This is a genomic window from Rhodococcus sp. P4_F3_2 (genome assembly GCF_056401335.1).
This window is the reverse complement of sequence record NZ_JBFUJN010000051.1, coordinates 1-26,208: the sequence shown is the minus strand read 5'-3', so window position 1 is coordinate 26,208 and position 26,208 is coordinate 1. Positions and strand designations below refer to the sequence as shown.

At 62.1% G+C, this 26,208-nt stretch carries 25 protein-coding genes; 17 read left to right on the top strand and 8 right to left on the bottom strand.

The features are described 5' to 3' along the window. The first annotated feature begins 20 nt into the window (after positions 1-20). Complete coding sequence (locus AC1DWA_RS30540; protein ID WP_019744910.1) at positions 21-824, top strand: TetR/AcrR family transcriptional regulator; 804 nt, start codon at positions 21-23, stop codon at positions 822-824. Here AC1DWA_RS30540 and AC1DWA_RS30535 read toward each other — a convergent pair. Continuing rightward, complete coding sequence (locus AC1DWA_RS30535) at positions 759-1,742, bottom strand: sugar-binding transcriptional regulator (protein WP_007733475.1); 984 nt, start codon at positions 1,740-1,742, stop codon at positions 759-761. The two genes, AC1DWA_RS30540 and AC1DWA_RS30535, sit on opposite strands and share 66 nt — an antisense overlap. Before the next feature lie 239 nt (positions 1,743-1,981). Here AC1DWA_RS30535 and AC1DWA_RS30530 point away from each other — a divergent pair, with 239 nt between their 5' ends. The 3 genes from AC1DWA_RS30530 to AC1DWA_RS30520 all read left to right on the top strand — a co-directional run bounded on the left by AC1DWA_RS30530 (position 1,982) and on the right by AC1DWA_RS30520 (position 6,150). After that, entirely contained in the window at positions 1,982-2,812 is an 831-nt protein-coding gene (locus AC1DWA_RS30530; RefSeq protein WP_019744909.1) for an MIP/aquaporin family protein, read from the top strand. Between the two features lie 65 nt (positions 2,813-2,877). Further along, entirely contained in the window at positions 2,878-4,386 is a 1,509-nt protein-coding gene (gene glpK, locus AC1DWA_RS30525) for a glycerol kinase GlpK (RefSeq protein WP_020970480.1), read from the top strand. Positions 4,387-4,434: 48 nt separating this feature from the next. Next, a complete protein-coding gene (locus AC1DWA_RS30520) occupies positions 4,435-6,150 on the top strand; it encodes a glycerol-3-phosphate dehydrogenase/oxidase (protein WP_477917435.1) in 1,716 nt (571 codons plus the stop codon). Between the two features lie 64 nt (positions 6,151-6,214). On the opposite strand, the gene AC1DWA_RS30515 is transcribed toward AC1DWA_RS30520, so the two are convergent. From AC1DWA_RS30515 to AC1DWA_RS30500, 4 genes are read right to left on the bottom strand one after another with little or no spacing between them, the layout of a single operon-like run. Then, a complete protein-coding gene (locus tag AC1DWA_RS30515) occupies positions 6,215-7,492 on the bottom strand; it encodes a sensor histidine kinase (protein WP_019744906.1) in 1,278 nt (425 codons plus the stop codon). Continuing rightward, on the bottom strand, positions 7,489-8,166 hold the full coding sequence (locus AC1DWA_RS30510) for a response regulator transcription factor (protein WP_029256009.1): 678 nt from the start codon (positions 8,164-8,166) through the stop codon (positions 7,489-7,491). The genes AC1DWA_RS30515 and AC1DWA_RS30510 overlap by 4 nt, the downstream gene beginning before the upstream one ends. A 12-nt stretch (positions 8,167-8,178) precedes the next feature. Then, positions 8,179-8,742: a hypothetical protein gene (locus tag AC1DWA_RS30505; RefSeq protein ID WP_020970477.1), complete on the bottom strand. Its 564-nt coding sequence runs from the start codon at positions 8,740-8,742 to the stop codon at positions 8,179-8,181. After that, entirely contained in the window at positions 8,735-9,391 is a 657-nt protein-coding gene (locus AC1DWA_RS30500; RefSeq protein WP_020970476.1) for a hypothetical protein, read from the bottom strand. Before AC1DWA_RS30500 ends, AC1DWA_RS30505 begins: the two co-directional genes overlap by 8 nt. 256 nt (positions 9,392-9,647) lie before the next feature. Here AC1DWA_RS30500 and AC1DWA_RS30495 point away from each other — a divergent pair, with 256 nt between their 5' ends. From AC1DWA_RS30495 to AC1DWA_RS30465, 7 genes are all read left to right on the top strand, one after another. Further along, positions 9,648-10,214: a hypothetical protein gene (locus AC1DWA_RS30495; RefSeq protein ID WP_477846849.1), complete on the top strand. Its 567-nt coding sequence runs from the start codon at positions 9,648-9,650 to the stop codon at positions 10,212-10,214. 63 nt (positions 10,215-10,277) lie between these two features. After that, positions 10,278-10,739 carry an RNA polymerase sigma factor SigD gene (locus tag AC1DWA_RS30490; protein ID WP_020970474.1) on the top strand — a complete coding sequence of 154 codons (462 nt, stop codon included), beginning with the start codon at positions 10,278-10,280 and terminating at the stop codon, positions 10,737-10,739. Between the two features lie 236 nt (positions 10,740-10,975). After that, on the top strand, positions 10,976-11,899 hold the full coding sequence (locus AC1DWA_RS30485; RefSeq protein WP_283308771.1) for a thiamine pyrophosphate-dependent dehydrogenase E1 component subunit alpha: 924 nt from the start codon (positions 10,976-10,978) through the stop codon (positions 11,897-11,899). A 10-nt stretch (positions 11,900-11,909) separates the two neighbouring features. Further along, on the top strand, positions 11,910-12,959 hold the full coding sequence (locus AC1DWA_RS30480; protein WP_477917433.1) for an alpha-ketoacid dehydrogenase subunit beta: 1,050 nt from the start codon (positions 11,910-11,912) through the stop codon (positions 12,957-12,959). Positions 12,960-12,961: 2 nt separating this feature from the next. Beyond that, positions 12,962-14,479, top strand: a complete 1,518-nt coding sequence (locus tag AC1DWA_RS30475) for a 2-oxo acid dehydrogenase subunit E2 (RefSeq protein WP_047889562.1) — start codon at positions 12,962-12,964, stop codon at positions 14,477-14,479. Between the two features lie 6 nt (positions 14,480-14,485). Further along, positions 14,486-15,685: a dihydrolipoyl dehydrogenase gene (gene lpdA, locus AC1DWA_RS30470; RefSeq protein WP_477917431.1), complete on the top strand. Its 1,200-nt coding sequence runs from the start codon at positions 14,486-14,488 to the stop codon at positions 15,683-15,685. A gap of 86 nt (positions 15,686-15,771) precedes the next feature. Continuing rightward, positions 15,772-17,073 carry a helix-turn-helix domain-containing protein gene (locus AC1DWA_RS30465; protein WP_477917430.1) on the top strand — a complete coding sequence of 434 codons (1,302 nt, stop codon included), beginning with the start codon at positions 15,772-15,774 and terminating at the stop codon, positions 17,071-17,073. Here AC1DWA_RS30465 and AC1DWA_RS30460 read toward each other — a convergent pair. Next, positions 16,979-18,190 carry a low temperature requirement protein A gene (locus tag AC1DWA_RS30460; RefSeq protein WP_070385564.1) on the bottom strand — a complete coding sequence of 404 codons (1,212 nt, stop codon included), beginning with the start codon at positions 18,188-18,190 and terminating at the stop codon, positions 16,979-16,981. The two genes, AC1DWA_RS30465 and AC1DWA_RS30460, sit on opposite strands and share 95 nt — an antisense overlap. Positions 18,191-18,314: 124 nt before the next feature. Between AC1DWA_RS30460 and AC1DWA_RS30455 the strand changes: the two genes are divergently transcribed. From AC1DWA_RS30455 to AC1DWA_RS30440, 4 genes are all read left to right on the top strand, one after another. After that, on the top strand, positions 18,315-19,085 hold the full coding sequence (locus AC1DWA_RS30455; protein ID WP_256922158.1) for a helix-turn-helix transcriptional regulator: 771 nt from the start codon (positions 18,315-18,317) through the stop codon (positions 19,083-19,085). A 94-nt stretch (positions 19,086-19,179) separates the two neighbouring features. After that, positions 19,180-20,346, top strand: a complete 1,167-nt coding sequence (locus tag AC1DWA_RS30450; RefSeq protein ID WP_235170101.1) for an LLM class flavin-dependent oxidoreductase — start codon at positions 19,180-19,182, stop codon at positions 20,344-20,346. A 49-nt stretch (positions 20,347-20,395) separates the two neighbouring features. Beyond that, positions 20,396-20,836, top strand: coding sequence for a flavin reductase family protein (locus tag AC1DWA_RS30445; RefSeq protein WP_151531214.1), 441 nt, complete (start codon positions 20,396-20,398; stop codon positions 20,834-20,836). A 21-nt stretch (positions 20,837-20,857) separates the two neighbouring features. Next, entirely contained in the window at positions 20,858-21,148 is a 291-nt protein-coding gene (locus AC1DWA_RS30440; RefSeq protein WP_021332231.1) for a Rossmann-fold NAD(P)-binding domain-containing protein, read from the top strand. A 4-nt stretch (positions 21,149-21,152) separates the two neighbouring features. Here AC1DWA_RS30440 and AC1DWA_RS30435 read toward each other — a convergent pair whose 3' ends face one another. Next, positions 21,153-23,570, bottom strand: coding sequence for a lysylphosphatidylglycerol synthase transmembrane domain-containing protein (locus AC1DWA_RS30435; RefSeq protein WP_019744892.1), 2,418 nt, complete (start codon positions 23,568-23,570; stop codon positions 21,153-21,155). A gap of 211 nt (positions 23,571-23,781) precedes the next feature. On the opposite strand from AC1DWA_RS30435, the gene ppk2 reads away from it, so the two are divergent. After that, the gene (gene ppk2, locus AC1DWA_RS30430; protein WP_477846852.1) at positions 23,782-24,747 is read left to right on the top strand and encodes a polyphosphate kinase 2; all 966 of its coding nucleotides are present in this window, start codon (positions 23,782-23,784) and stop codon (positions 24,745-24,747) included. Positions 24,748-24,760: 13 nt separating this feature from the next. On the opposite strand, the gene mgrA is transcribed toward ppk2, so the two are convergent. Further along, positions 24,761-25,792: an L-glyceraldehyde 3-phosphate reductase gene (gene mgrA, locus AC1DWA_RS30425; protein ID WP_477846858.1), complete on the bottom strand. Its 1,032-nt coding sequence runs from the start codon at positions 25,790-25,792 to the stop codon at positions 24,761-24,763. 230 nt (positions 25,793-26,022) lie between these two features. Here mgrA and AC1DWA_RS30420 point away from each other — a divergent pair. Next, positions 26,023-26,208, top strand: a 186-nt coding sequence (locus tag AC1DWA_RS30420) for a hypothetical protein (RefSeq protein ID WP_477846853.1), incomplete at its 3' end; no start/stop codon positions are given.

The following is a 26,208-nucleotide window of genomic DNA, read 5'->3' as shown; positions in this document are numbered from 1 at the left end:
AGAGTGAAGAGTGGGAGCTTATGGATCGCGGAGCGCTACCGAGAGCAGTTGAACTGGCCTGGGGATTGGACCAGCCGGGAACGAGGGGTCCCAAGAAGGGGCTCAGTCTCGAGCAAATTCTCGACACCGCGATCGAGTTGGCCGACGCGGAAGGTGTCACGGCTCTGTCGATGGGCCGCGTGGCCAAAGCGCTCGGGTTTACGACCATGTCGCTCTACCGCTACGTGGCAAGCAAAGACGAACTGATCGAACTGATTTCGGATCGGGTGATCGGGCCACCGCCGGTGATTCCCGACGGCGTGACCTGGCGCGTCAAGCTCGAGGCGTGGGCGAATCAGGAGTATGCCACGATGCTGAGTCGACCGTGGTGGCTCAAGCTGCCCATCACGGCTCCACCGACCGGGCCCAACAACATGGCGTGGCTCGACGCGGGTCTGAGCGCCCTCGACGGTGTCGCGCTGAGTGCCGCGTCGAAGTTCCAGGTGGTGACCAACGTGTCGTTGTTCGTCATCGGCCGCGCCCGATTCTCGGCTGACCTGGCTACTCGTTCAGCGCAGTCGGAAGATGACGACGTCGCATACGGTGCTCTCATTGCTCGTGTCATCAATCGGGAGGAATTCCCCCACCTGAGTGCCGCAATCGAGGAGGGCGGCTTCGAGGACGGCAGTCCGGAGGGTGAGGCCGCCGGCGACGATGCCTTCGATTTCAGTTTCTCGCTTGGCTTACTGCTCGACGGAATCGAGAAGCTGGTGCAGCGGTCAGGACACCAGCGCGGTGGCACTGACGTCGTCGATGATCAGGTCGGTGATCAGCCCGCCCCGTAGTGCGCCCTCCAGCGCGGGCAGTTTTGCTGTTCCGGCGACGATGCACACGCGCCTGGCGACCTTCTCGAAAAGGTCCAGTCGTGGGCCGCTCGCGCGCTCGTTGAGTTCGATTCCGCGGTAGCTTCCGTCTGACCGGAAGAACACGGTTGCGATGTCGCCGACTACTCCGTCGCGTCGAAGTGCTTCTGCTTCATCGGGTTCGAGGTATCCGGCGGTGTAGACGTGACTCGGGACGTTGCCGCCCGGTACGCCGATGCTGAAGACTGCCAGGTCCATTCGCTTTTGCATGTCCAGTACGCGTTTGATACTTCGTTCGCGCCACAACTGCTCCCGGGTCTCCGGGTAGTCGAAGAATGCGGGGACCGGAAATCCTTGGGGGAGAGCGCCGTAGGCGTCGGCGATGGTTCTGATGATGTCGCTGGCGTACGAGATTCCGGTGGTGCGAGTGTTCGCTGCGCCGTTGAGTTGCACGACGTACGAGTTGTACGTGCGTTTGGGGGCAAGGTGCTTGCTGACTTCACTGAGAGTGGTTCCCCAGGCGATCCCCATCACCATGTCGCTGTCGAAGAACGACGCGAGCAGGCGTCCGGCAAAGGTTGCGACCTTCTCGAGTCGCTCGAGATCGCCCACCAGTTCCGGCACCGTCACCACGTGGGCACGCACTCCGTACCGTTCCGAGAACTCGCGTTCGATGCGAGGAGCCTGGCCGTGCGGGGTGCTGATCTTGATCTCGACGAGGCCTGAGGTGCGCGCGTAGGTGATCAATCGGGAGACGGTGGATCGGGACACCCCCATGTCGCGGCCGATGGCAGCCATGGTCTGGTCCTGGAAGTAATAGAGGCGTGCGGCCTGAACGGCGTCGGCGATGCGAGGGTCCGCCGGATCGGAGGTAGCGGAGTCGGAAGTGGGAGTTTCCATGGGTTCGTCCTGTCTGCACGTACGTGCAAGAGCACTGAACCGAATCTTATCCGAGTAGAACCAGGTTGAGCCGCTCGATCACGCAAAGTCCCAGAAGTGTGTCTGTTACCCGCGTTACGGTGCGCAAATGACGCATTTGCACATATGTGCACGAGCTATGCGTGAATGTGCAATGGGCTTTACGCTACGGGTGCAGCAATCCAAACTATGACATGCATCACAACGAAGTGAGGGTGGGGATGGAGAAAGCCAAGCGATTGGGGCTTCCAGGCGAGTTGGCAGCCGAGTTCGCCGGAACGATGATCTTGATCTTGTTCGGCGTCGGAGTTGTGGCGCAGGTTGTGTCCGGCGGGAGCGGTGGGGGTCTCGGCGGACACGACAGTATTGCGTGGGCCTGGGGACTCGGCGTCATGTTCGGCATCTATGTCGCAGGCCGGGTGACGGGTGCTCATCTGAACCCCGCAGTGACCTTCGCCTTCGCGATCTTCCGGGGATTCTCCTGGCGCAAGGTGCTGCCGTACACCCTGGCGCAGACCGCTGGAGCCTTTGTCGCCGCGTTGATAGTCCGGTGGAATTACAACGACATGCTCAATGCGATCGATCCCGGACACACAACCGCCACCCAGACGATCTTCTCGACGATGCCCGGAAACGGAACGCTTCCGGTCAGTCTCGGCTCGGCTCTGATCGATCAGATCATCGGCACCGCCATCCTGTTGTTCCTCATCGTTGCAGTCACCGATTCTCGTGGAACTCCGCCGCTCGCGAATCTCGCGCCGTTTGTCGTCGGATTGATCGTGGTGGGAATCGGATTCGCCTGGGCGACCAACGCGGGGTACGCCATCAACCCGGCGCGCGACTTCGGGCCACGACTGGCGTCCTTCATCACCGGCTACGGCAGCGCCTGGCGAGATCAGTACGGGAGCTTGTATTTCTGGGTGCCCATCGTGGGACCCCTGATCGGCGCTCCGATCGGAGTGTTCCTCTACGACAAGCTGGTTGGAAGATTCCTGCCTGACGAGGAGTCGGCGGAGGAAGCGACCGAAGAGCCGGCGTCGATACCGGCGTGACCACGAAACATTATCTCTGACAGTCAATCTCTCGTACTTTCTTTCGATACCAAAGGGGTAGCACGATGACGCAGTTCGTAGCCGCGATAGACCAGGGAACCACCTCCACACGTTGCATGATCTTCGATCACAGTGGGCACGTAGTCGCTGTCGAACAGCACGAGCACACACAGATCTTTCCGCAGGCAGGCTGGGTCGAACACGATCCGATCGAAATTTGGGACAACGTCCGCAACGTCACCGCGGGCGCTTTGGCAAACGCAGACCTGACCGCGGCCGATATCGCGTCCGTCGGCATCACCAATCAGCGTGAGACAGCGGTGGTGTGGGAACGCGCCACCGGAAAACCCGTCTACAACGCAATTGTCTGGCAGGACACACGCACCGATCGAATCTGTACTGCACTCGCCGGCGAGGACGGGCCGAAGAAGTACACCGAAGTCACCGGATTGCCTTTGGCCACGTACTTCTCGGGTCCCAAGGTCAAGTGGATTCTCGACAACGTCGAGGGGGCGCGTGAGAAGGCCGACGCAGGAGAGTTGTGCTTCGGCACGATGGACACCTGGGTGCTGTGGAACATGACCGGCGGCGTCGACGGCGGAGTGCACGCAACCGACCCCACCAATGCGTCGCGCACCCTGTTGATGGATCTCGACACTCTCGCTTGGGATTCGGCGATCTGCGCCGACATGGGCATCCCCGAATCGATGCTCCCCGAGATTCGGAGCTCGTCCGAAACTTTCGGATTCGTACGCGAACGCGGAACGTTGTCCGGTGTGCCGATCGCCGGAATCCTCGGCGATCAGCAAGCAGCGACTTTCGGTCAGGCCTGCCTCTCACCCGGAGAAGCGAAGAACACCTACGGAACCGGCAACTTCGTGCTCCTCAACACCGGCACCGAAAAGGTGATGAGCAAGAACGGTTTGTTGACTACGGTCTGCTACAAGATCGGTGAGCAGCCAACGGTTTACGCGCTGGAAGGATCGATCGCCGTGACCGGTTCGCTGGTCCAGTGGCTTCGGGACAACCTCGGCATGATCGACAACGCGGCCGACATCGAGGTCAATGCGCGCTCTGTGGACGACAACGGTGGCGCGTACTTCGTGCCTGCGTTCTCGGGTCTGTTCGCACCGCACTGGCGCGCGGATGCCCGCGGTGCCATCGTCGGGCTGACCCGGTTCGTGAACAAGGGGCACCTTGCCCGGGCGGTACTCGAAGCGACTGCGTACCAGAGCCGTGAGGTGATCGAGGCGATGAACCTCGACTCGGGCGTCGACTTGAAGGTACTCAAGGTCGACGGCGGAATGGTCGCGAACGAACTCCTCATGCAATTCCAGGCCGATCTGCTCGACGTCGAGGTGATCCGCCCTGTCGTTGCGGAGACCACGGCATTGGGCGCTGCGTACGCCGCTGGTCTCGCGGTCGGGTACTGGGAGAGCGAGGACGACATTCGCAGCAACTGGGCGAAGGACAAGAGCTGGACGCCGTCGATGGATTCGGCCGAGCGTGAGCGGCTGTACGCAGGCTGGCAGAAAGCCGTCACTCGGACACTCGACTGGGTCGACGCAGACTGATAGCGGCGCCCGAATTTCTACCTATTTTCAAGTGAAGGAACCCTTTTCATGAGCACAGCACAAGCATTGAGTCCGTCCTCGCGGGCGGAGTCGCTGAAGAAGTTGGAAGAAACCGAACTCGACGTCCTGGTCATCGGCGGTGGCGTGGTCGGCGCGGGTAGCGCGCTCGATGCCGCAACTCGTGGTCTGAAGGTGGGCTTGGTGGAGGCTCGTGACTTCGCGTCCGGAACCTCGARCAGGTCCAGCAAGTTGTTCCACGGCGGACTGCGTTACCTGGAGCAGTTCAATTTTGCGCTCGTGTTCGAGGCACTGCGTGAGCGTTCGCTGGTTCTGAACTCGCTGTGCCCGCATCTCGCGAAGCCGGTGCCGTTCATCTACCCGCTCGAGAAGTTGATCGACCGGCCGTACGTCGGTCTGGGCATCGGCGTCTACGACGTGATGGGCGCAGGCCGCGGGGTTCCCTCACACCACAAGCATGTGGGAAAGAAGAAGACTCTCGAGTCGTTCCCTTCCGGAAAGCGCTCTGCTATCAGGGGTTCGGTCAAGTTCTACGAGGGCCAGGTAGATGACGCCCGCCACACGATGATGCTGGCGCGCACAGCAGCCGAATACGGCGCACTGTGCGTCAACAGCACCCGCGTAATCGGTTTTCTCCGTGAGGAGGACCGCGTTGTCGGAGTGAAGGCAGTGGATCTGGAAACGGGTCGCGCGTTCGAGATCCGTGCTCGTCAGGTCATCAACGCCGCCGGGGTCTGGACCGACGAGATCCAGGAAATGGTCGGTGGGCGAGGGCAATTCCAGGTTCGCGCTTCGAAAGGTGTGCACCTGGTCGTCCCGCGAAACCGCATCAACTCCTCTACCGGAATCATTACGCGGACCGAGAAGAGTCTGCTGTTCGTGATCCCGTGGGGAAGCCACTGGATCATCGGTACGACGGACACCGACTGGAACCTCGACCTCGCGCATCCGGCAGCGAGCCGAAGCGATATCGACTACATCCTCGGACATGTCAACAAGCTGCTCCAGGACGAGTTGACGCACGAGGACGTTGTCGGTGTGTACGCGGGACTGCGTCCGTTGTTGTTCGGCGAATCGGACTCGACCAGCACTCTCTCGCGTGAGCACGCGGTGTCGAGTCCGGTTCGAGGGTTGACGGTGGTCGCCGGTGGCAAGTACACGACCTACCGCGTGATGGCCAAGGACGCAGTCGATTCCGCGGTACACGGACTCGAACAGAAGGTGCCGAAGTCCTGCACCGAGCGTATCCAGCTGGTGGGTGCCGACGGTTATTTTGCCGCACACAACAATCGGCATCTCACCGCTGAGCGCACCGGGCTCCACGTTTCGACCATCGAGCACCTACTCGGGCGGTACGGCACTTTGGCTGACGAGTTGTTCGAACTCATCGAGGCGAGGCCTGAACTGGGGCAGCCGTTGGACTCCGCCCCTGAGTACCTCAGGGCGGAGATTCACTACGCCGCGAGTCACGAGGGTGCGCAGCATCTCGACGACATCCTCACCCGTCGTACCCGCATCTCCATCGAGGTGACCGACCGCGGCGACGCGGCAGCCGCGGAAGTAGCCGAACTGGTTGCGCCGGTGCTGGGTTGGACTCCCGAGCACATTGCCGAGGAGATCGAACACTACCGGTTGCGTGTTGCAGCCGAGCGGGAATCGCAGGAGCAGCCCGATGACCTGACCGCTGATGCGGCGCGCCTTGGTGCACCGGACGTTCGCACCGGAGTCACTGTCGGACAGGTTTGAACCTGAGACACCACCGATCGGCCGGGGCACTGCGTCCCGGCCGATCGGCCGAACTGGCTCGGTGTCAAGCGAACTCGTCTGGCGGGCATTCGGGGAGGTCGATCGTCACCACAGCGCCGCCGTTCGGATGGTTCGAGAAGTTGATACGAGCGCCGATGACCGCCGCTTGCCCGACTACGATCGTCAAGCCGAGGCCCAGGCCCGAGTTCGGGCCGCGTTCGACGCAATCGGTCTGAAATCTCTTCGGCCCCTGACGAAGCCACTCTTCAGTGAAGCCGCTGCCCCGATCCCGCACCGTGATGCGGGAGTGGTCGACGTCGACATTGATCGGCGGCTTTCCGTGATTTCGAGCATTCAAGATCAGGTTGGCGATGATCCGCTCGAGCCGACGTGCGTCGGTGTGCGACACAGGGGTCCCGTGAACTCTCACTTCGCACTCCACCCCGGTGGTGGAAATCGCGTGGTGAACCACCGGTGCCAGTTCCACCGATTGGATGTCAGCCTGCTCGGACGTGGTGTCGAGGCGGGCCACTTCGATGACGTCCTCGGCAAGCCTTCTGAGTTTATGGACGCCGTCGCGCACCAATTCGGTAGGCCTACCTGGCGGCAGAAGCTCTGCGGCGCCGACCAGTCCGGAGATGGGTGTTCTGAGGTCATGCGCGATGTTGGCTGTCACGCGCTTCTCGGCGTCCAATTGTCCCCGCAGCGCATCCGACATTGCGTCGACCGCATCCGCCAGCTCGGTGATCTCGTCGTCGAAAAGCGACCAGGTGACCGAGCGGACGCGGATGTTCGCTCCGGTGGACACTTTGCGAGCCGCACGGGCGGCCGAGCGCAATCGATACGACATCGCGAGTCCAAGCAGCACACCCAGGACGGCACCCGCTGCGATCACTGCGATGGTGGCATTGCGAAGTGTCCGATCGACGCTGGCGATCGATTCCCGCTGCGCGGTGTACGGGACGCGAATCGCCACCACCTGAGTGTTGACGTCGGCAGCAGCCCAGACAAATGGCTGGTCCCCGCTGTTGACAAGGTAGGTGGCACGTTTGCCGCCCGCCACGGCCTGACGCAACTCTTCCGGAACGTCGAGACCATCTGTGGTGGCGCGGAACAGCGCACGCATGCTGCCCGTTTCGTCCTGCAACACCAGTTGGAGATTGCGATCAGCTGCCGCCCGCGCTGCATCCTCTTGGTTGTGTGAAAAGGTTTGATGCATCACGGTACTGAGCGTGATCGAGGCGACGGCAATCACGAACGTGATCGCTGCAGCGATCTTCCACTGAAACGACAACCGCCTCCCGGTGGACGGGAGCTTGGCGGCGAGATCCCGCGATCTCACCGATGGTTGTCCATCGTGTAGCCGAACCCCCGGACGGTTCGGATCTGTTCGGAGCCGATCTTCGTGCGCAATCGCTGAACGTGAACGTCGACGATGCGCGTATCGCCGCCCCAGTCGTAATCCCAGACGTCCGAGAGCAGTTCGGAGCGAGACCAGACTTTGCGCGGCACACTCACCATGACCAGGAGCAGCTTCATTTCAGTGGGGGTGAGTGCCACTTCGGCGCCCGAACGCGTGACGGTCACCAACTCGCGATCGATCTCCAGATCGCCGAGAGTCACGATGTCTTTCTCCGTACCGGAATGGGATTCGACCCGCCGGAGCACACTTCGGATACGGGCCACCAGGACACCGCTGTCGAAGGGCTTGGTGACGTAGTCGTCGGCACCGGCTTCCAATCCGAGAACGATGTCGACCGGGTCGTCGCGCGCGGACAGCATGATGACCGGCACYGACAGTTCCTCACGAATGCGTCGGCACAGGCTGATTCCGTTCAGGTCGGGAAGCATCACGTCGAGGACGGCGATATCCGGCTTGGCGTCGACCGCCAAATCCATTCCGGTCAACCCACCCGATGCGGTGATCACCCGAAACCCGTTGCGTTCGAGATTCAATTGCGTTGCTTCGCGGATGACAGCGTCGTCTTCGACCAGCAAAATCAACGGATCGGTCATCGGCCTTCGCTTTCATGGGAACGGAACACTCTCAAACCCTTCACCGGTCCACTTGTATGCAGTCGACGATTGACAGAACTCCGGAATGCCGGGGTCTTTGCACAGGTCGACCATGACCGACAATCCTCCGGTTGAGCCGACGACGTAGCGTCCTGGGTCTTGCACTCCGAAGACTTTGTGAGCGCCCGATTCGTCGATCTGGTAGACGAATCCGGCGACCATGAAGCTGACCGGTGGGGCCGGTCGTCCCCAGATGCCGACAGACTCGCAGGTGAAGACATTGACGACGGCATCTTGCCAAACGGCGTCCGTCACGTGGGAGTACCGGATTTCGAAGGGGAAGTTCGCATCCCCGCACAGTCGGAGACTGTCCTTGACCGCATCGGACACTTCCGGGTCTGCTCTGAGGAGGGCAACAGGATCGATGCTCAAGCCCTGTGAGAGATCCGAGGGGTCGAGTGATGCTGCGATATTCGGAGTGGGTTCTGATTCAGGCTCGGTGGAACAGGAGGCGAGAGCAAACGCGACCGGCAGGCAAAGACCGGCGAGCATCGCGCGGCGACGGCGATCAATCACGGATGAACTCCGTTCCATCCCAGTGGAACTCGGTTCGCAGCGGCGGACGCGGGCAACATTCGAACTCCGGTGGTCGCGGATCCGTTTCCAGGACAGACAAACTCGCGGCGCGCTGACCGCTGACGATGAATTTTCCGCGCTCTTCGACGGAGAACAGGCGCTCACCCAGTTCGGGATTGTCTTCACTCGAACCGGCCTTGCCGCTGCGGTAGACGTAGCCGGCGAGGTTGACCGAAATCGATACTCCGGTCCCGGGTTGGTGGGCAGGTTGGCACGGATACACATTCATGACGACCAGTTCGGTCTCCGGCACGATACGAGGTGCGCCTGGATCGAGAAGGATGGATCCGACAGAGATCGGATACCAGTCCGGGCACGATCGGAGTTCTGTCTTCACGCCCTCCGACACCCCTGGGTCGTCGAGAAGCGCACGGCCCAACCTCGAATTCTCGGCAACCCGTCTGGCCAGGTCGGCGGGCTGTGTGACGGACAATCCGGTGGAAGCGACATCGCCTTCGATCACAACACCCTGAGTGGACCCGCATCCGGTGATCACGGACGCTCCGACGGCCGCTGTCGCGAGTGCCGTACCGAACAGCCTGCGAGTGCGGCCTGTTCGGCCCTCGCAGATCTCATTCCGATACAACACTTTCCCCTCCCCGGCCGGTGCGAACTGTCTCATCGGCATGCGCACTTTTCATAGGATCACACGTGATCTCGATATCGGCGTTTCGCCACCCACCGTTACGTAATCGTATGAATGTCGGGACCGTTGAGAGTTGGTACGCGACCGCCGGAATTCTGTTACGAAACCGATGGAATCAGGCTTTTAGAGTGAGTCACGTCGATGTTCGCCATTTGAGGTGAACGGACCCGAATTTCTGTATCGAGGAGCGTGAGAGCACATGCCTGATGTTTTGCTGACCAACAAGTCTCGGCGCCTGCGAGTGTTCCTTGCCGTACTGACGATCGGAAGCGCGTGCGCCATGACCGCGTGTTCGAGTGAAGACACCACTGCACCTGAAAACGGTTCGACGGCTACGTCAGTGGTCGCGGCGTCCGCGACCACACCCCCGCTGACCACGGTGGCACCTACGTCGGAGACAGTCGAAAATTCGAATTCGGCCGGCAACGCGGACGAATCCACCCCGGGAGTCCCGGCGGGTGGAGCAGCACCGGCCTGGACGCCGGTCTCGGCCAGCACAGTTGCCCCTGCGGCCCCTGGTCCGGCTACCGGGTCGACCAAGTGCACCGATCAGATCAACTATGCGGGCGATCCTCGTTCGAATGCAGAGATCAACAGCATCGGAGAGCAGATGGGTTCATGCCCGGCCCCGCTCCCATCCGGTGCCGTCGAACCCCCCGAGAAGTGCACTGACCAGATCAACTACGGCGCTGACCCTCGTTCCAACGCCGAGATCAACATCATCGGGGAACAAACCGGGATCTGCCCCGAGCCGATACGCCCCTAGCGAGCTCGAAACCTGAGCAGTAGTCGGGAATTCGACCAAGGGTGGAACCAGGGGGAGATCGGAATGACAAGCAGGGCAGGTGGACGTTCGATCGACGGTGTTGCCGACGATGCGTCCCGAGGGGATCGTGACGCGATTGCGGAACTCCTTCAACGCATCGTGCCTCTGGTGACGCGGCGCTGTCGTGCCGAATTGCGACCGGTCGACGCTGACCGTATTGCCGTCGGCATTTGCGGTTCCGTCCTGGCCGATATCCAGCGACGACGACGCGCCGGAGAAGCGTTCCTCGCGCATCTGTACGACGCGATCAGTCGCGAAATCGATTCGCTACCCGCATCCAGTCGACTCACTCTGCCGTTCGGCGATCTGTCGGCCGTCGAACGCAATGTCTTGGTAGCTCGCATCGTTGTCGGTTTCGACGTGCGCGAGACGGCGCTGTCACTGAGAACAACAACGAGCGCCGTCGAACTCGTACAACACCGCGCGCTGTCCAAGATCAGACGCGGCAGCCTCAGCGGCGCCTGAGTCAACGCTCGAAAGTCAACAGCTGCAACCCTTCGCAACTCCCGGCAACCTTACGCAACTCTTTCTCTTCGCCCGTGACCTACACGACACTGCATGGCGACGAGTGATTGAGAACGAGGAGTGTGACGGTGGTTCAACGGACGGCGCAGAAGCCGGCAACGTCAGGATCGAAAAAGACCGGGGCCAAGCCTCATTCAGGGCTGGACCGGGATGCATTGCTGAAGGCGTACGAGAAGATGTCGCGCATCCGCGCGTTCGAGGATCGATTGCACGAAGAGAATGCAACCGGTGACATCCCCGGCTTCATTCACCTCTACTCGGGCCAGGAAGCCATCGCGGTGGGAGTGTGCGAGAACCTGAGCGACGCCGACTACATCGGATCCACTCACCGCGGTCACGGGCACTGCATCGCCAAGGGCTGCGATCTGAACGGCATGATGGCCGAGATCTTCGGCAAGGACGACGGCTTGTGCCGCGGTAAGGGTGGGTCGATGCACATCGCCGACCTGTCCGTGGGAATGCTGGGTGCCAATGCGATTGTCGGCGGAGCACCGTCGTTGGCGATCGGCGCTGCACTGAGTGGCAAGACACTTCGAAACGGCGTCATCGCAGCGTCGTTCACGGGAGACGGTGGATCCAACCAGGGAACCGTCTTCGAGGCGATGAACATGGCTGTGGTGCTGGATCTTCCGATCGTCTTCGTGATCGAGAACAACGGATTCGGTGAAGCAACAGGAACCGACTACGCGGTGGGCGCACCCGACATCGCCGCCCGCGCTGCATCCTTCGGAATGCCTGCCGTCAAGGTGGACGGCACCGACTTCTTCGCGGTCTACGACGCAATGGCGGAAGCATCCGAGCGAGCCAGGACCGGCGGTGGCCCCACCACGATCGAGGCGGCCGCATTCCGTTGGCACGGCCACTTCGAGGGTGACGCGCAGCTGTATCGCACGGCGGAACAGGTTGCGCAACTGCGGGAAACCGAGGATCCGCTCAAGAATTTCCGTAGCAGTGTGGATGCGAAGAAGGTCAGCACCGCTGATCTGGACGCGGTGGACGAGCAGTCGCGAGTGCTGGTGGACGAGGCGGTGGCGAAGGCGCGCGCCGCAGCGTACCCACCAGTCGAAAATCTGCTGACCGATGTCTACGTGTCGTACTGAGGAGCCCGAGATGACAAGCGTGGAAGCCGAGAACGTGTCGAAGAAGACCTACCGCGAGGCCGTCAAAGAGGCCATCGCTCAAGAAATGCAACGAGATCCGAGCGTCGTCCTGATCGGTGAGGACGTACGCGGTGGGCATGCCGGTACCAATCCCGATCTGGAGACGAAGAAGATCGAGGCATTCGGCGGTGTCCTGGGTGTCACCAAGGGATTGTGGACGGAGTTCGGATCGGAGCGTGTAATCGATACCCCGATCACCGAATCCGCGATCATCGGAATGGCTGCCGGAGCCGCACTGACCGGGCTGAGGCCGGTCGCCGAGCTGATGTTCATGGACTTCTTCGGAGTCTCCTACGACGCGCTCTACAACCAGGCTGCCAAGTTCCGCTACATGTTCGGTGGCAAAGCCAGAACTCCGCTGGTGGTGCGAGGCATGATCGGCGCCGGCTTCTCCGCCGCTGYGCAGCACTCTCAGTCTCCGTACAACGTGTTTGCCGCGGTGCCTGGCCTGAAAGTGGTCGCGCCGTCCAACGCCTACGACGCCAAAGGCCTTCTCATCCAGGCCATCCGGGACGACGATCCTGTTGTGTTCTGCGAGCACAAGGTGCTCTACGACCTCAAGGGCGAGGTGCCGGACGAGCCGTACGCGATTCCGTTCGGCGTCGCCAACTACACCAGGCAGGGCGACGACGTCACGATCATCGCTTTGTCCGCAATGGTGAACCGCGCCAACGACGTAGCGGACAAGCTGGCAGCCGAGGGTATTTCGGTCGAGGTCGTCGATCCTCGTACCGTCTCACCATTGGACGAGGACGGCATCCTCGAATCCGTCGCATCGACCGGACGCGTCGTGATCGTCGACGAATCCGCCGCCCGCTGCGGTTTCGGGCACGACGTGGCCGCGCTGATCGCCACCAAGGGATTCAACTACCTGAAAGCGCCGATCGAACTGATCACGCCGCCACATACTCCGGTTCCGTTCTCACCGACCCTCGAAACTGCCTGGCTGCCTGACGCTGCGCGCATCGAAGAGTCGGTTCGCAAGCTGGTGAGAGCCTGATCATGGCTGACATCAAAGCTATCGACATCCCCAAATGGGGGCTCTCCATGGAGGAGGGGTTGGTCAACGCGTGGCTCATCGAGGAAGGTGACTCGTTCACCAAGGGCCAGTTGATCTGTGAGATCGAGACCAGCAAGATCACCAACGAGCTGGAGGCGCCGTTCGACGGTGTTCTCCGCAAGATCGTCGGCATACCGGGGCAGACTCTGCCCGTCGGTGCCGTGATCGGTGTGTCCGCCGATGCGTCCACGACGGATGCGGAGATCGAGCAGTTCCTCGCCGCTCGCGGCGCAACCGCGCCGGCGGAAGAGCCGGCACCCTCACCAGCTGCCGAACCGGCGCCTCCCGCGACACCTACGGCTACACCCGCTGCGAAGGTGGTTGTTGCAGCGAAACCTGCACCAACCGGTTCCACCGTCGTACCGAGTGTTCTGCAGGGCACGACGCAGAGCGACGTGTTTGCGAGTCCTCGAGCACTCCGACGTGCCGAAGCGCTCGGAATCGATCTCGCCGCCGTAGTGGGCACCGGCCCACTCGGGCGGATCAGTGTCCGAGACATCGACGACGCGATTCGTGACGCCGGTGGCACTGTTGCGACAGCAGCGCCGGCCACGAGATCCGGCCTCCCGCTGCGATCAACCGCCGACGACAGTGCCGTGCCTGCCACCCCGGTCGCACGCAGAACTGCCCGATCGCTGGGCGTAAACCTGCACGATTGTCGTCCGACAGGCTCGCGGGGACGCGTCTGCGTCGCCGACGTGCACGACGCCGCTCGTTCCGCGCAGCTCCTGCCAGAAGCGGCGGCTCAGACGGGAACCATTGCCGTCGAACCCGAGTACGACACAATTCCGTTCACGCCCATGCGATCGGCAATCGCGGGCAGGTTGCAGGCGTCCAAGCAGCAGGCTCCCCATTTCCGGCTCACGGCGGATCTCGAGCTCGATGCGCTCCTCGCTCTGCGCAAGGAGATCAATTCGACTGTCCCGGCGGTCAAGCTGTCGGTCAACGACTTCATCGTGAAGGCCTGCGCGGCTGCGCTGATGAAGGTGCCGGACGTGAACGTCCAATTCGATGCAGCGAACGAATCGGTTCTTCGATTCGCGTCGGCGGATGTCTCGGTGGCAGTTGCACTTCCGACCGGACTGATCACGCCCATCGTGCGTGGCGCGAACACCAAGTCGTTGGCGGACATCTCCGGTGAGGTGCTCTCGTTGGCCACCAAGGCGAAGACCGGCAAACTCCGTCCCGAAGAATTCCAAGGCGGAACGTTCACGGTGTCCAACCTCGGCATGTTCGGGATCAAGGCATTCGACGCGATCATCAACCCGCCCCAGGGAGCGATCCTGGCCGTAGGTGCGGGGGAGAAGCGGGCCGTGGTGGTCGGCGACAGTGTTTCCGTCCGGACCGTGATGACCGTGACCCTCTCGTGCGATCACCGGGTGATCGACGGAGCCTTGGGTGCGACCTTCCTTCGGGAGCTCCAGCGCTTTGTCGCTTCTCCCGCGCTGATGTTGGTGTAAGGGGCTGTGGTGGAAAGCAATACGTCGAAGAAGTACGACGTTCTTGTCATCGGTGGTGGCCCCGGTGGTTACGTGGCGGCGATCCGGGCCGCCCAGTTGGGGTTGAACGTTGCGCTGGTAGAACGTGATCGCCTCGGCGGCATCTGCCTCAACTGGGGTTGTATCCCCACCAAAGCGATGCTTCACGGCGCGGACGTCGCGCATACCTTGAGCGAACTCGACAAATACGGATTCAGTTCGGCGTCTGTCCAGTTCGACATCTCGAAGTTGGTGTCGTTCAGCCGAGGGGTTTCGGAGAAATTGTCCGGCGGTGTTGTCTACCTGATGAAGAAGAACGGCGTAGACGTCATCTCAGGCACCGCGAAGTTGGTGGACAAGGGCGTCGTGTCCGTGGAAGGTCAGACGTATCGAGCCGACCACGTGATCATTGCAACCGGCGCCCGGCCGCGTTCGATTCCCGGGGTTGCCCCCGACGGTGATCGGGTATGGACATATTTCGACGCACTCGTCCCGAAGGAACTACCGAAGTCGCTGCTCGTGATCGGGTCCGGCGCGATCGGAGTCGAATTCGCCAGCCTGTACCGCGATCTCGGCGCCGAGGTGACCATCGTCGAGATGGCACCACACATCATGCCGGTCGAGGACGAAGAGATTTCGGCGTTCGTTCGCAAGCAGTTCGAGAAGCGTGGCATCACGATTCACACCGGAGCCTCGGTGTCGGCGGTGACCGTCGGCGCCGACGCCGTCGAAGTGAACGTGCAGACGAGCGACGGTGTCCAGGCGTTGACCGTGGACCGGGTGTTGGTGGCGGCCGGGATAACCGGCAACGTCGAGGATCTGGGGTTGGAGGCTCTGGGCATCGAGATCGAGCGCGGTGCGATCGTCACCGACCAGTGGTGCCGTACCAGTGCCTTCGGGATCTACGCAATCGGTGACGTCGCGGGCGCTCCATGTCTGGCGCACAAGGCAAGTCACGAAGCTGTCCTGTGCGTCGAAAAGCTGGCAGGCGTGCCCGATGTTCATCCGCTCGATCGCGACTACGTTCCGGGATGCACGTATGCCCGCCCGCAGGTGGCGAGTCTGGGTCTGACGGAGAAGCAGTGCGCCGGTACTGGTCGCACGCTGCGGGTCGGACACTTCGACCTGCAGGCGAACGGCAAGGCATTGGCGATCGGCGAGGCCGAAGGCTTCGTCAAGACTGCGTGAACGCCGTCCTACGTTCACGCACGCGGACAACTCTGCAACCGGGTGCAACGCTCGCTTTCGATGACCCCATCACATAGGACTGGAGTGTGATCGGCGCAACGAATCGACTCGAACCGGCCCTGGGTAGTGGTGAAGACCCGGCGCAGTACGCACGTGTTCTCGAATCCGTGTACGAAGCAACGATGTCCGGGCGCAAACCGCCCGCGCGCCCGCGCTCCGTGATCGCCGATTCGTGGTCGCGTCTGCGCGCCCTCGGTCTCGATCCGGAGCGGTGTTCGATCACGAAGACCACTCGTGCCTCGGAGATCGAAGAGAGTCGGGGTGCGACCGGAATGACTGAGATCTTCGACGAGGCGGTACGCGGTCTGGCACCGCTCGTCGGCCCGGACGACGCGAATTTGATAGTGGTGGCGGACCGACAGGGTCGCATCCTCTGGCGCCACGGGCCCGGTCGAATGCTGGATCGGGCCGAACGCCTCGGGATGATCGAGGGTGCGTCGTGGACCGAGGAAGCTGTCGGTACCAATGGGATCGGTACTTCGTTGGCATCAGGTTCGGCAGTGCAGGTGTTCTCGGCCGAGCACTACTCGCGCTCGCAGCATCCGTGGACTTGCTCCGGGGCGACGGTTCGGGATCCGCGTAGTCGCCGGGCGCTCGCCGTCGTCAACGTCGCCGGCGCCGCAGGCACTGTCCACCCGTCGACTCTCGCTTTGGTGGACAGCGTGGCCAGGCTGGCGGAATCCGCACTGCGGGAGAAGCATCGAATCGGATTGGATCGGCTTCGGATGATCTCGGCGTCGACGCTGGCTCGCGCGAGTCAGCCGACAATGGTTGTGGACCGTAGTGGCTGGGTTGCTGCGGTGGACTCGATGGCGCCGATCTACCGCATCGCACTGCCGAAAGTGATGACCAGCGGCGAGCATTGGCTCCCGTCACTCGGATTGTGTATGTGCGAGCCACTGCCGGGCGGCTGGCTCATTCGTCCTCAGGTGAACCCGGCGTCTGGAAATGTTTGTGCCGAAGTCGAATTGGACCTGCGAGATCCGAATGCGATGGAACTGCGGTACTCCTCGGACTTGGGAGGTTGGAGTATCGACCTCAGCCCGCGTCATTCGCAGATCCTCCTGGCTCTGACACAGGCGCCCGAGGGTCTCACGGCCTCGCAGCTCGCCTCAGAGTTGTTCGGCGATCCGCGCAAGACGGTGACCGTCCGGGCCGAGATGTCGAGGTTGCGTAAGCGATTGGCTGGAATCCTGTTGGCTCAGCCCTATCGCTTCGACCCGGCGCGGGGGGTTAATAAAGGCGCACAGCAGAGCGGCGCGAACGCCGCACCTGCGCATACTCGTAGCCGTTCTGCCAGGTCACGGTGGCCACCAGCACCCAGATGATCCACGTGGCGCTCATGTGCGTGCCGACGATGCCCATGACGATGGGGACGGCGGTGCAGGGGAGCGCCCAGCCGAGCAGCCACCGTCGGTCCGATCGCGCAAACAGCCCCGCCACGGTGCTGATTCCGAAATAGACTGCGATGCTTCCGCACAACAACCACCGCAGGTTCGCGGGTGTGTGTTCCGCGCCGTGTTCGGTGGCAGCTCCGAGGCCCGCGACCAGAACCGCGATAGCGCCGGTGGTGAAACAGTGCAGTGCCATGTCGATGCGAGCGGGAAACTTCTCGGGCTGCAGGTGCGGAACACCGGCGTGGCCGTAGAGAAGCGAGAGTGCCCACATGCCCGAGAGCAGGACAAACGATCCGACGGCGAGGCTGACCACCGTGGAGTCCCAGGTGAGCTTCGAGGCTGCAGAGATCACGAGGATCACACCCTCACCCAGCACGATGATGACGTACAGGCCCAGCCGCTCGGCAAGATGAGCCCGATCGGAGTGCAGGGCTTCGAGTTCGGGCATCCGGTCGTCCTTGAACCCGCGAACCTTGATGATGCGGTCGAGCTTTTCCTGCGCGTCTTCCATGATCGCGCTGCCGGAGACGACGAACATGATCAGCAGATCGATGGTCACACCGGCAGTCCAGAGCCAGAACCGAGTTTCACCCTCGAACCAGAACGAGACGATCCACGGGATCACACCGAGAGACATCTGGGCGATCGGCCAGTCCACTACGATCTGGCCGTTGTGCCACACCCGACTCGCCAGCAGGCGTACGGCCACGTAGGCGACAGCGAAGGCCAGCGCATGGTTGTCGTGGATGCCGGCCACGGCCGCCATCATGACGGCCAGTCCGAACATGGCGATCAGCATGCTCGGGATTCGGACGCGGTCGCCGGCAATGTTGCCGTACATCGTGAACGTCGCCCACGCGGTCCAGAACGCGAGATAGAGCAAGGCGTAGAGCGCGACATCCGACCACGACGGCGAACCGTGGAGTAGGTGAGCCAGCTGACCGATACCGGCAACTACGACCAGGTCGAAGAACAATTCGATCCATGACGCGTGTCGCTCGAGCACCGCCTTCTGCTTCGAGTCTGGTTCATTTCCGAGTTCCGACATAAAGCTCAGTATCGGTTATCGGCATCAACAGTGCTGGTAGGCAGCGAGGTTGTCCGTTTCTTTGAAGTAGTGCTTATGCTGTCCGTTGAGTGATCTGGATCATAGTTCGGGTGAGGTGGTCTACGTGCACGGTAACGGTGACGTCGCGCTGTCCGCTGCGGACTACGACCGTGTGTTCGCGATCCTCGACTACTGTTCAGCCGCGAGAACGCTCGATCAGCTCAAGAACCTCCTCATGGTGGCATTGCACGATCACTACCGCTGTCCCAACACCACCTTCCTTGCCGGCCCGACCTTCACGACGGCTTTCGCCGATCCGAATCCGGTGACGACCGGGCGGATCACGCCGATCCTCGACGAGTACCAAGCGCATTGGTACCTCGATGACGTCTTTGCGACAGCGCAATCGCGCGCAACGCTGTTGGCATCTCCCGCCATCACACACACTCAGTTGGCCGACGTCCCTTCGCAGTCGGCGACCTACCTGCGAGATTTTCTCTATCGCAAGCGGCTGCACAGCGCGTCGGTGATGCATCTCCAGTTGGCCCACGGCGGTCACGGTTTGGTGGGGATTTTCGATTCAGAAGGCAAGGATCTGTCAGGGCGCGACATCGTGGGCTTGGGCATCTTGGGCAAGCAATTGTCGCTGTTGTGCCAGACGCTTCCCGGTCAACGCGAGCCGGGATGGCGAGAGAAGCTGACGCCCCGGCAGATCGACCTCGCGGAGTTGTTGGCGGACGGTCATACCAACGACGAAATTGCGGTGATTCTGTCGCTGAGTCCGGACACGGTGAAGAAGTACGTCAGCCGCATCTTTGCCGTTCTGCGCGTACGCAACCGTGCCGAGTTCGTGAAGTTGGTCTACGAGCAGAAACTCGCCGATCAGCGCGCCTGAGATTGTCCACTTTCGTGCACTGTGACCACAGTCACGTCGCGGTTAGCGTTTTCGGTGCATGGCCAGGAGTTGGCCCACGGCACTAGGAGAACTCATGAGCAGGCTTCGTTTCGGGTATTTCATGGCACCCTTCCACGTCCCCGGACGCAATCCCACTGCCGCACTTCAGCGCGATCTCGAACTGGTCGAGCATCTCGACCGGTTGGGCTACGACGAGGCGTGGTTCGGTGAGCATCACTCTGCCGGAAGCGAGATCATCGCGTCGCCGGAAATCATGATCGCTGCAGCCTCGCAGCGCGCACCTCGGATTCGTTTCGGCACGGGTGTCACGTCCCTGTCGTATCACAACCCGCTGTGGGCAGCGGATCGAATCATGCAGTTGGATCACCTGACTCAGGGGCGCACCATCTTCGGAGTCGGGCCCGGTTCGTTGCCCACCGACTCGGCGATGATCGGTCTGAACCCGACGGACACCCGAGAGTTGTTGCAGGAGAACCTCGACATCGTCGTGCGCCTTCTTCGTGGCGAGACGGTGTCCGCGAAGACTCGAACCCACGAGCTGTACGACGCCAAGCTGCAGCTCGCTCCGTACTCGGAGAACGGCATCGAAATCACCGTGGCCGCAGTGGCTTCCCCGACAGGACCTCGCCTGGCCGGTACACACGGTCTCGGTCTGCTCTCCATCGGAGCAACCTTGTCCGCCGACGGTTTCGACGCCTTGGCGCACCACTGGAATGTGATGGAGGAGCGCGCTGAGGTCAACGGGACGACGGTGGATCGTCGGCAGTGGTCTCTTGCCGGGCCTTTCCACATCGCCGAAACCGAGGCGGAAGCACGCAAGCAGGTCGAGTACGGCATCGAGGAGTGGTTCGACTATTTCCAGCACGTCGCGGCCTTCCCCCAGATGGCGGTCTCCGGTGCGCGTCTGAGCGAGATGATCGACTTCATCAACGAGGCCGGCATCGGTGTCATCGGCACACCGGAGCAGGCCAGGCGTCAGGTACAGCGACTGTGGGACCAGTCCGGCGGGTTCGGTTGCATGCTGCAGATGGGCCACGATTGGGCTAACCCGCAGGACACTCGCCGTTCGGCAGAACTGTTCGCGCAAGAAGTCTTTCCGCACTTCCAAGGGCAGGCACAGGCGACGCTCGATGCGGCAGCTCACGCGCGTGCCGTGAGGGAGGGGCATGCAAAGGCGCAACTCGACGCCGTCGACCACATGACGAAGAAGTACGCACAAGAGTTGGCAGACAAGGGCTGACATCGTGAACGTTCCACAGGGCAACCGGGCGTTGCGTTTTCGAGAAGCCATGGCGCACGTGTGCTCACCGGTCGCCGTCGTCACGGCAATGGACGGCGACCGGCCGCACGGGACGACGGTCAGCGCGTTCATGTCGTTGTCGATGGACCCGCCGATGACCGCGGTGGCTCTGGATCGACAGTCGGAAGTTCTCGGCCTGATCGAAGGAACGCGGAGGTTCGCGATCAATGTCCTCGGGACCGCGCAAAGCTCACTGGCGGTTGCCTTTGCGAGGAAGGGCCGTGCGAAGTTCGACGGTATCGAGTGGGCGGAGCATCTCGGTGTTCCGAGACTGCCGGACGCTCCCATCTGGATCGCATGCACCGTCGATGCCGTCGTGGACGGTGGTGATCACAAGATCGTGACAGGATCGGTGGACGACGCCTGGCACTGCGAGGCGAATCCACTGACCTATCACCGGCGTGTATTCGGTACGCACTCACCGTCGTGAGTGATCCAGGAAAGGAAAGCCATGTATGTACTGGTGGACAACGGCCGCGTCAGCGTCCGCGATGTGGACAACCTGAAGGCCTTTCACGTCGAGGTGACCGGCGACATCGCCGATTCCGAACTGGACGAGCTCTTGCGCCTTCGGAATTACGGATACGTCAGCGGTGGTAGTGCATTCATCTCGGTAGCCCGTGTTCGCGAGAGCGCCACTGACGTCGACGGAGTGGCGGCGATGGTCGACTACGCCCAAAGCAAGGGCTGGGTCGACGACGACGGTGAAGCGTTGCAGGCGCACATCGTTCGCCGGCAGTGAACGCTCAGACCATGTCGTTCTTCTGCAGCCATCGCAGGGTCGGCCAGCCGCAGAACACCGGGAGCCAGCAGGTCAGGACTCGGTAGAGCAGAACCGACGGCACAGCGATGCTTGCCGGCAATCCGAACGCGGACAGGCCACCGATGAGGGCGGCCTCGACGGCTCCGACGCCACCCGGTGTCGGCGCTGCCGAGGCGAGGGTTCCACCGATCATCGTCACGATGGTGACGGTGATGAACGTCGTTCCGCCGCCGAATGCCTCGACGCTTGCCCACAGAGCCAGGGCGGCACCGAGAGTTGTTGCAGCGCTGCCGCCCACGATGATGAGGAATCGGGTGGGGTTTCGTGCGAGTTGGCTCAGTTCACCCAACACCTCGGTGATCTGAGGACGCAGATCGTCGCGCAGCCACCCACGAAGTTTCGGAATGAACATGAATGCACCGAGAACTCCGAGCGCGACGCCACCCGCCAGATACAGAACAGTGGATCCCGGGATGAAGTGCGAGAGGTTCGTATCGCGTCCGGCGACGATCGAGAAGAAGATCAGCAAGCCGACGTGGGTGACCACCTGAACCGTCTGTTGAAGCGCGACTGCGGCCGTTGCACGGACGGTACCGAGCCCGCCCTTCTGCAGGAACCGCACACTCAGGGCGAGCCCGCCGACTCCGGCCGGAGTAGTCGTCGCGGCAAAGGTGTTGGCCACCTGCATGATCAGGAGGTTGCGGTAACTGACCATCGAAGACGCACAGGCCCACAGGGCCGCTGCCGCGCCGACGTACGTCAGTGCGGAGACGCCGAGGCCGAGCAGTGCCCACCACCAGTTGGCTGTCTTCAACTCCGTGATGAATGCGGGTACCTGGCTGATGAAGGGATAGGCGACGTAGACCAATCCGATGAGCAGAACGAGCTGGATTAGTTGATTGCGACTGAATCGGGTGACCTGTGCGGGAGCGACCTTTTCGATCCCGTTCTTCGCGCCGACCTCGTCTCGGATCTCGGTCATCAATTTTGCGGAATCCTCGGCGGTCCGCCGAATTCGGTTGGGCAACGCCGAGGTGGTCAATCGGCCGGAGGCAGCGAGAATCGTGTCTGCGCCCTGCGCACGAATCGCGGCGTCCACCGCTGCGTCGACGCCGAACAGTGATGCGGTGGCAAAAAGAAGTTGGGCGTTGTCGGACTGCATCTGAACTTCGGTGGCGCCGAATTCGGAGTACGCGTAGCCGCCGAAGAGGATCGTTCCGCCCTCGACGCGAATCTCGGAAGCGCGCAGGTCACCGTGCGCCATCTGATGTACGTGAATGGTGTGCAGTGTTTGCCACAACGCGTCGATCAGTTTGGAGGATTCTTCCTCGTCCGCCTGGTTTTCGACGGCGACGGCAAGTGGGATACCGCGGGGGCTCGGGCGGGCGTACATCTCCCATCCGCGATCGAGCACTGAGATGGCGACGGCTTTGGAACTGGCCAGACCGATGTCGGCGAACGCGATACCCATCAGCGCGCGATGTTCGACGGCGCGCCGAAGCGATCCGTAAGGGGGAGGAGTTTCACGGTTCCGGAACGAGATCCAGCGGAACGTCTGTCGAATTGCTCCGCTGCTTCGCTGGTTCTGTCCGTACAACTCGACAATCAGTTCGTCGAACGGTTCGTCGTCCGGAGCCTTGTCGATGTCGGCGGACATGACCAGCGGGCCGATTCCCGAGGGACTCACGACGCGGAAAGCGGTGACGCGGTAACCACGCCGCGCGAGCACGCGTACTGCAGAGTCCAACGGCACTTCGAGGGCAGGTGTGCCGACGGCAAGAACGATCACCGCGCCGATCAGATAGCCGACGGCGAGACCCAGCATCGATCGGGCGGGAACGATCGAGCTGACGATCAGGTGAATGGGCGCAAACAGCAGAAGCAGCGTCCACCAGGCTCGTCGCCACTTTTTCGGTAGCCACGGACCCGAGACGGTGAGCACCGCCGCGAGCATCGCAATCCACCGCGGATCGTCGAGGAATTGGGACAGGAACGTGGCGTCGAGTCGGTCGGGGACGTCGAGGTGCCACTTGGGTGCGGCGAGTCCTGTTCCGGTGAACGACAGCGCGAGTCCGGCGCACAGGCCGGCAGCGGCGTATCCGGCCAGCAACTTCCATCGGCGCCCCACGATGAGCCCGATCAGAATGGCAAACGGTAGCGCCAGGATTGCGATGCCGTAGAGGAGGTACACAGTGTCGGACAGGCTCGGCGACAGCACTCCGACGATGTTGGACACCGACGTTTCGAGGGCGTCCCACTGACTTCGGGTGATCAGAGAACCCGCGATGACGCCGCCGAGCAGCACGGCAGCGATCGCGACCCGCATGATGTCGCTCGTACGGCGGTGCAGTGGTGGCAGGAGGCTTCCCGTTACCGGGATCTCCCGTCCGTCTACTCGCATCTCGCCAGAACTCTCTTCTCTCGGGGGTTACCGACCGTCTCAGTTACCTCGATCAAGGTACCGCGTGGGGGTTCGGCGCCTGGGAAGCCGGACCTGTCGTTACCTCCTCGATGCCAAGCAACATTCGCTTCGGTCCCGCGGCGGAGTGCTGCGGCGCGTAAAATTCACTTTCCGGACGTTCGTTCATTTCGACGACAGGGAGTGCGTATTCATGAGCCCCGACGCCAGCGGTGTGGACGGTCGGGTTCCTGACCTGCCGACCCCGTCGACCAGAATTTCCGTCACCGAGGACTATGCGGCCGAGATCGACGAGCTCTCGAGTCTCAAGCACAAGCTCGGCGGACTCGAGCCCTCAGAGTTCGCGGATGCCTGGAAGCAGGGCTATCTGTACGAGAAGAAGATGTCGCGCCGCGAGTACGAGCGGAAGAAGCGGCGTCTGCAGATCGAGTTGCTCAAGCTGCAGCTGTGGGTCAAGGAAACCGGGCAGAAAGTGCTCATCATCTTCGAAGGTCGCGATGCTGCCGGTAAGGGCGGGTCGATCAAGAGGTTCACCGAGCATCTCAATCCTCGTGGTGCCCGGGTCGTCGCGCTCGAGAAGCCCACAGACATCGAGCGAACACAGTGGTATTTCCAGCGGTATGTCGCACACCTACCCAGCGGCGGCGAGATCGTGATGATGGACCGGTCCTGGTACAACCGCGCCGGTGTCGAACGAGTGATGGGTTACTGCACGCCGACTCAGTACCTCGAGTTCATGAGAGAGACCCCGGACTTCGAGCGGATGCTCGTCAACTCCGGGATCCATCTGCACAAGCTGTGGTTCTCGGTCAGCCGGGAAGAGCAGTTGGCGCGATTCGCAGCCCGTCGAACAGACCCGGTGCGTCAGTGGAAGCTCTCACCGACTGATCTGGCTTCGCTCGACAAGTGGGACGACTACACGCAGGCCAAGGAAGCGATGTTCTTCTACACCGATACCGGGGATGCACCCTGGACGGTGATCAAGAGCAACGACAAGAAGCGCGCCCGCCTCGAAGCGATGCGTCACGTGCTCGCCAGCTTCGACTATCCCAACAAGGATCACCGGGCAGTCGGTACTCCGGATCCCTTGATCGTCGGGCCTGCTTCGGCCGTATTCGAAGAGGGCGAGCACGTGAACGTGGAGTTGCCTCAGCTCTAGCGCAGATGATCGCTCAGATCGAACTGGCCTCTGCCCACAGATTGATGCCGCTGTCCTTTGCGTGCTGATCTATGGAGGCCAGTTCGGCTGCGCTGAATTCGAGATTGTCGAGCGCGCCGACGTTGGCTTCGAGTTGGGCGACGCTGGATGCACCGATCAATACCGAGGTGACCCGCGAATCGCGGAGTGACCAGCTCAGTGCCAGCTGAGCCAGTGACTGGCCGCGGTCTGCCGCGATGTCGTTGAGCGCGCGGATGTGGGTGAGAGCGTCGTCGGTCAACCACGACGGATCGAGTGACTTACCTTGGGCGGCGCGAGAATTCTCGGGGACGCCGTTCAGATACCGGTCGGTGAGCATGCCTTGCGCGAGCGGCGAGAACGCGATGACGCCCACTCCGAGATCGTCGACAGCCGAAAGCAGGTCCTGCTCGATCCACCGATTCAGCATCGAATAGCTCGGCTGGTGGATCAGCAAAGGGACCCCCGCAGCGGCGAGCAGTGCGGCGATTTCACGGGTACGCTCCGGCGAATACGAACTGATACCCGCGTACAGCGCCTTGCCCTGCTGAACGGCACTGATCAGCGCGCCTGCGGTCTCGTCGATCGGAGTCTCGGCGTCGGGGCGATGGCTGTAGAAGATGTCGACGTAATCGACTCCGAGTCGGCCGAGCGACTGGTCGAGGGATGACAGCAAGTACTTGCGGGAACCGCCGAACCCGTAAGGACCGGGCCACATGTCCCACCCGGCCTTCGACGAGATGACCAATTCCTCGCGGTACGAAGAGAAATCCTCACGCAGGATCCTGCCGAAGTTCGTCTCGGCGCTTCCGTACGGCGGCCCGTAGTTGTTGGCCAGATCGAAGTGCGTGATTCCGAGGTCGAATGCCCGCCGCAGGACTGCGCGCTGGTTCTCGATCGGTACGTCGTCGCCGAAGTTGTGCCAGAGCCCGAGCGAGATCGCCGGGAGTTTGAGACCGCTCCGACCGGTTCGGCGGTAGGGCATGGCTTCGTAGCGATCCTGCGCGGCGACGTACTGATCGGACATGGTGCCTGCCTTCACATCGTTGTGGTTGAGCATTTACTCCCGACCATTATCGCCGACGGCATTCAGGTGTGCTGAACACTCGGGCGACCCGTACGAAAATGCTTGCGGGTTAAAGCAATTCGATCGCTCTTCTGGACCGACGTTCAGGTTCGAGTCACAGTGCCGGGCGGCGGTGACGTCGACCACGTCTGGGTTCGCGTCTAAGGGAACGGTAAGGAATCGCGGTTACCATGGTCACAGTCGATCGGCGATACCGATCGCCGATTCGCTTCGAACATGTTGCCCAGCAGCCGGATCCGGGGTCCGGCGAGGAGATCTATGTCGACGCAGTCCGTAGTGCACGCACAATCATCCGCAGACGAAGCCGTCGTGGGGGATTCGTCTCCGCCGGGTGGTGGAAGCCGGCGTTATCTCGA

Bases quoted from the DNA above. Each gene is read 5' to 3' on its own strand.
- AC1DWA_RS30475 (WP_047889562.1), top strand. From the start codon at position 12,962: ATGGCTGACATCAAAGCTATCGACATCCCCAAATGGGGGCTCTCCATG.
- AC1DWA_RS30490 (WP_020970474.1), top strand. From the start codon at position 10,278: ATGACAAGCAGGGCAGGTGGACGTTCGATCGACGGTGTTGCCGACGAT.
- mgrA (WP_477846858.1), bottom strand. From the start codon at position 25,792: ATGTCCGATCAGTACGTCGCCGCGCAGGATCGCTACGAAGCCATGCCC.
- AC1DWA_RS30485 (WP_283308771.1), top strand. From the start codon at position 10,976: ATGTCGCGCATCCGCGCGTTCGAGGATCGATTGCACGAAGAGAATGCA.
- AC1DWA_RS30445 (WP_151531214.1), top strand. From the start codon at position 20,396: ATGGCGCACGTGTGCTCACCGGTCGCCGTCGTCACGGCAATGGACGGC.
- AC1DWA_RS30530 (WP_019744909.1), top strand. From the start codon at position 1,982: ATGGAGAAAGCCAAGCGATTGGGGCTTCCAGGCGAGTTGGCAGCCGAG.
- AC1DWA_RS30450 (WP_235170101.1), top strand. From the start codon at position 19,180: ATGAGCAGGCTTCGTTTCGGGTATTTCATGGCACCCTTCCACGTCCCC.
- glpK (WP_020970480.1), top strand. From the start codon at position 2,878: ATGACGCAGTTCGTAGCCGCGATAGACCAGGGAACCACCTCCACACGT.
- ppk2 (WP_477846852.1), top strand. From the start codon at position 23,782: ATGAGCCCCGACGCCAGCGGTGTGGACGGTCGGGTTCCTGACCTGCCG.
- AC1DWA_RS30535 (WP_007733475.1), bottom strand. From the start codon at position 1,742: ATGGAAACTCCCACTTCCGACTCCGCTACCTCCGATCCGGCGGACCCT.
- AC1DWA_RS30540 (WP_019744910.1), top strand. From the start codon at position 21: ATGGATCGCGGAGCGCTACCGAGAGCAGTTGAACTGGCCTGGGGATTG.
- AC1DWA_RS30460 (WP_070385564.1), bottom strand. From the start codon at position 18,190: ATGTCGGAACTCGGAAATGAACCAGACTCGAAGCAGAAGGCGGTGCTC.
- AC1DWA_RS30435 (WP_019744892.1), bottom strand. From the start codon at position 23,570: ATGCGAGTAGACGGACGGGAGATCCCGGTAACGGGAAGCCTCCTGCCA.
- AC1DWA_RS30495 (WP_477846849.1), top strand. From the start codon at position 9,648: ATGCCTGATGTTTTGCTGACCAACAAGTCTCGGCGCCTGCGAGTGTTC.
- AC1DWA_RS30440 (WP_021332231.1), top strand. From the start codon at position 20,858: ATGTATGTACTGGTGGACAACGGCCGCGTCAGCGTCCGCGATGTGGAC.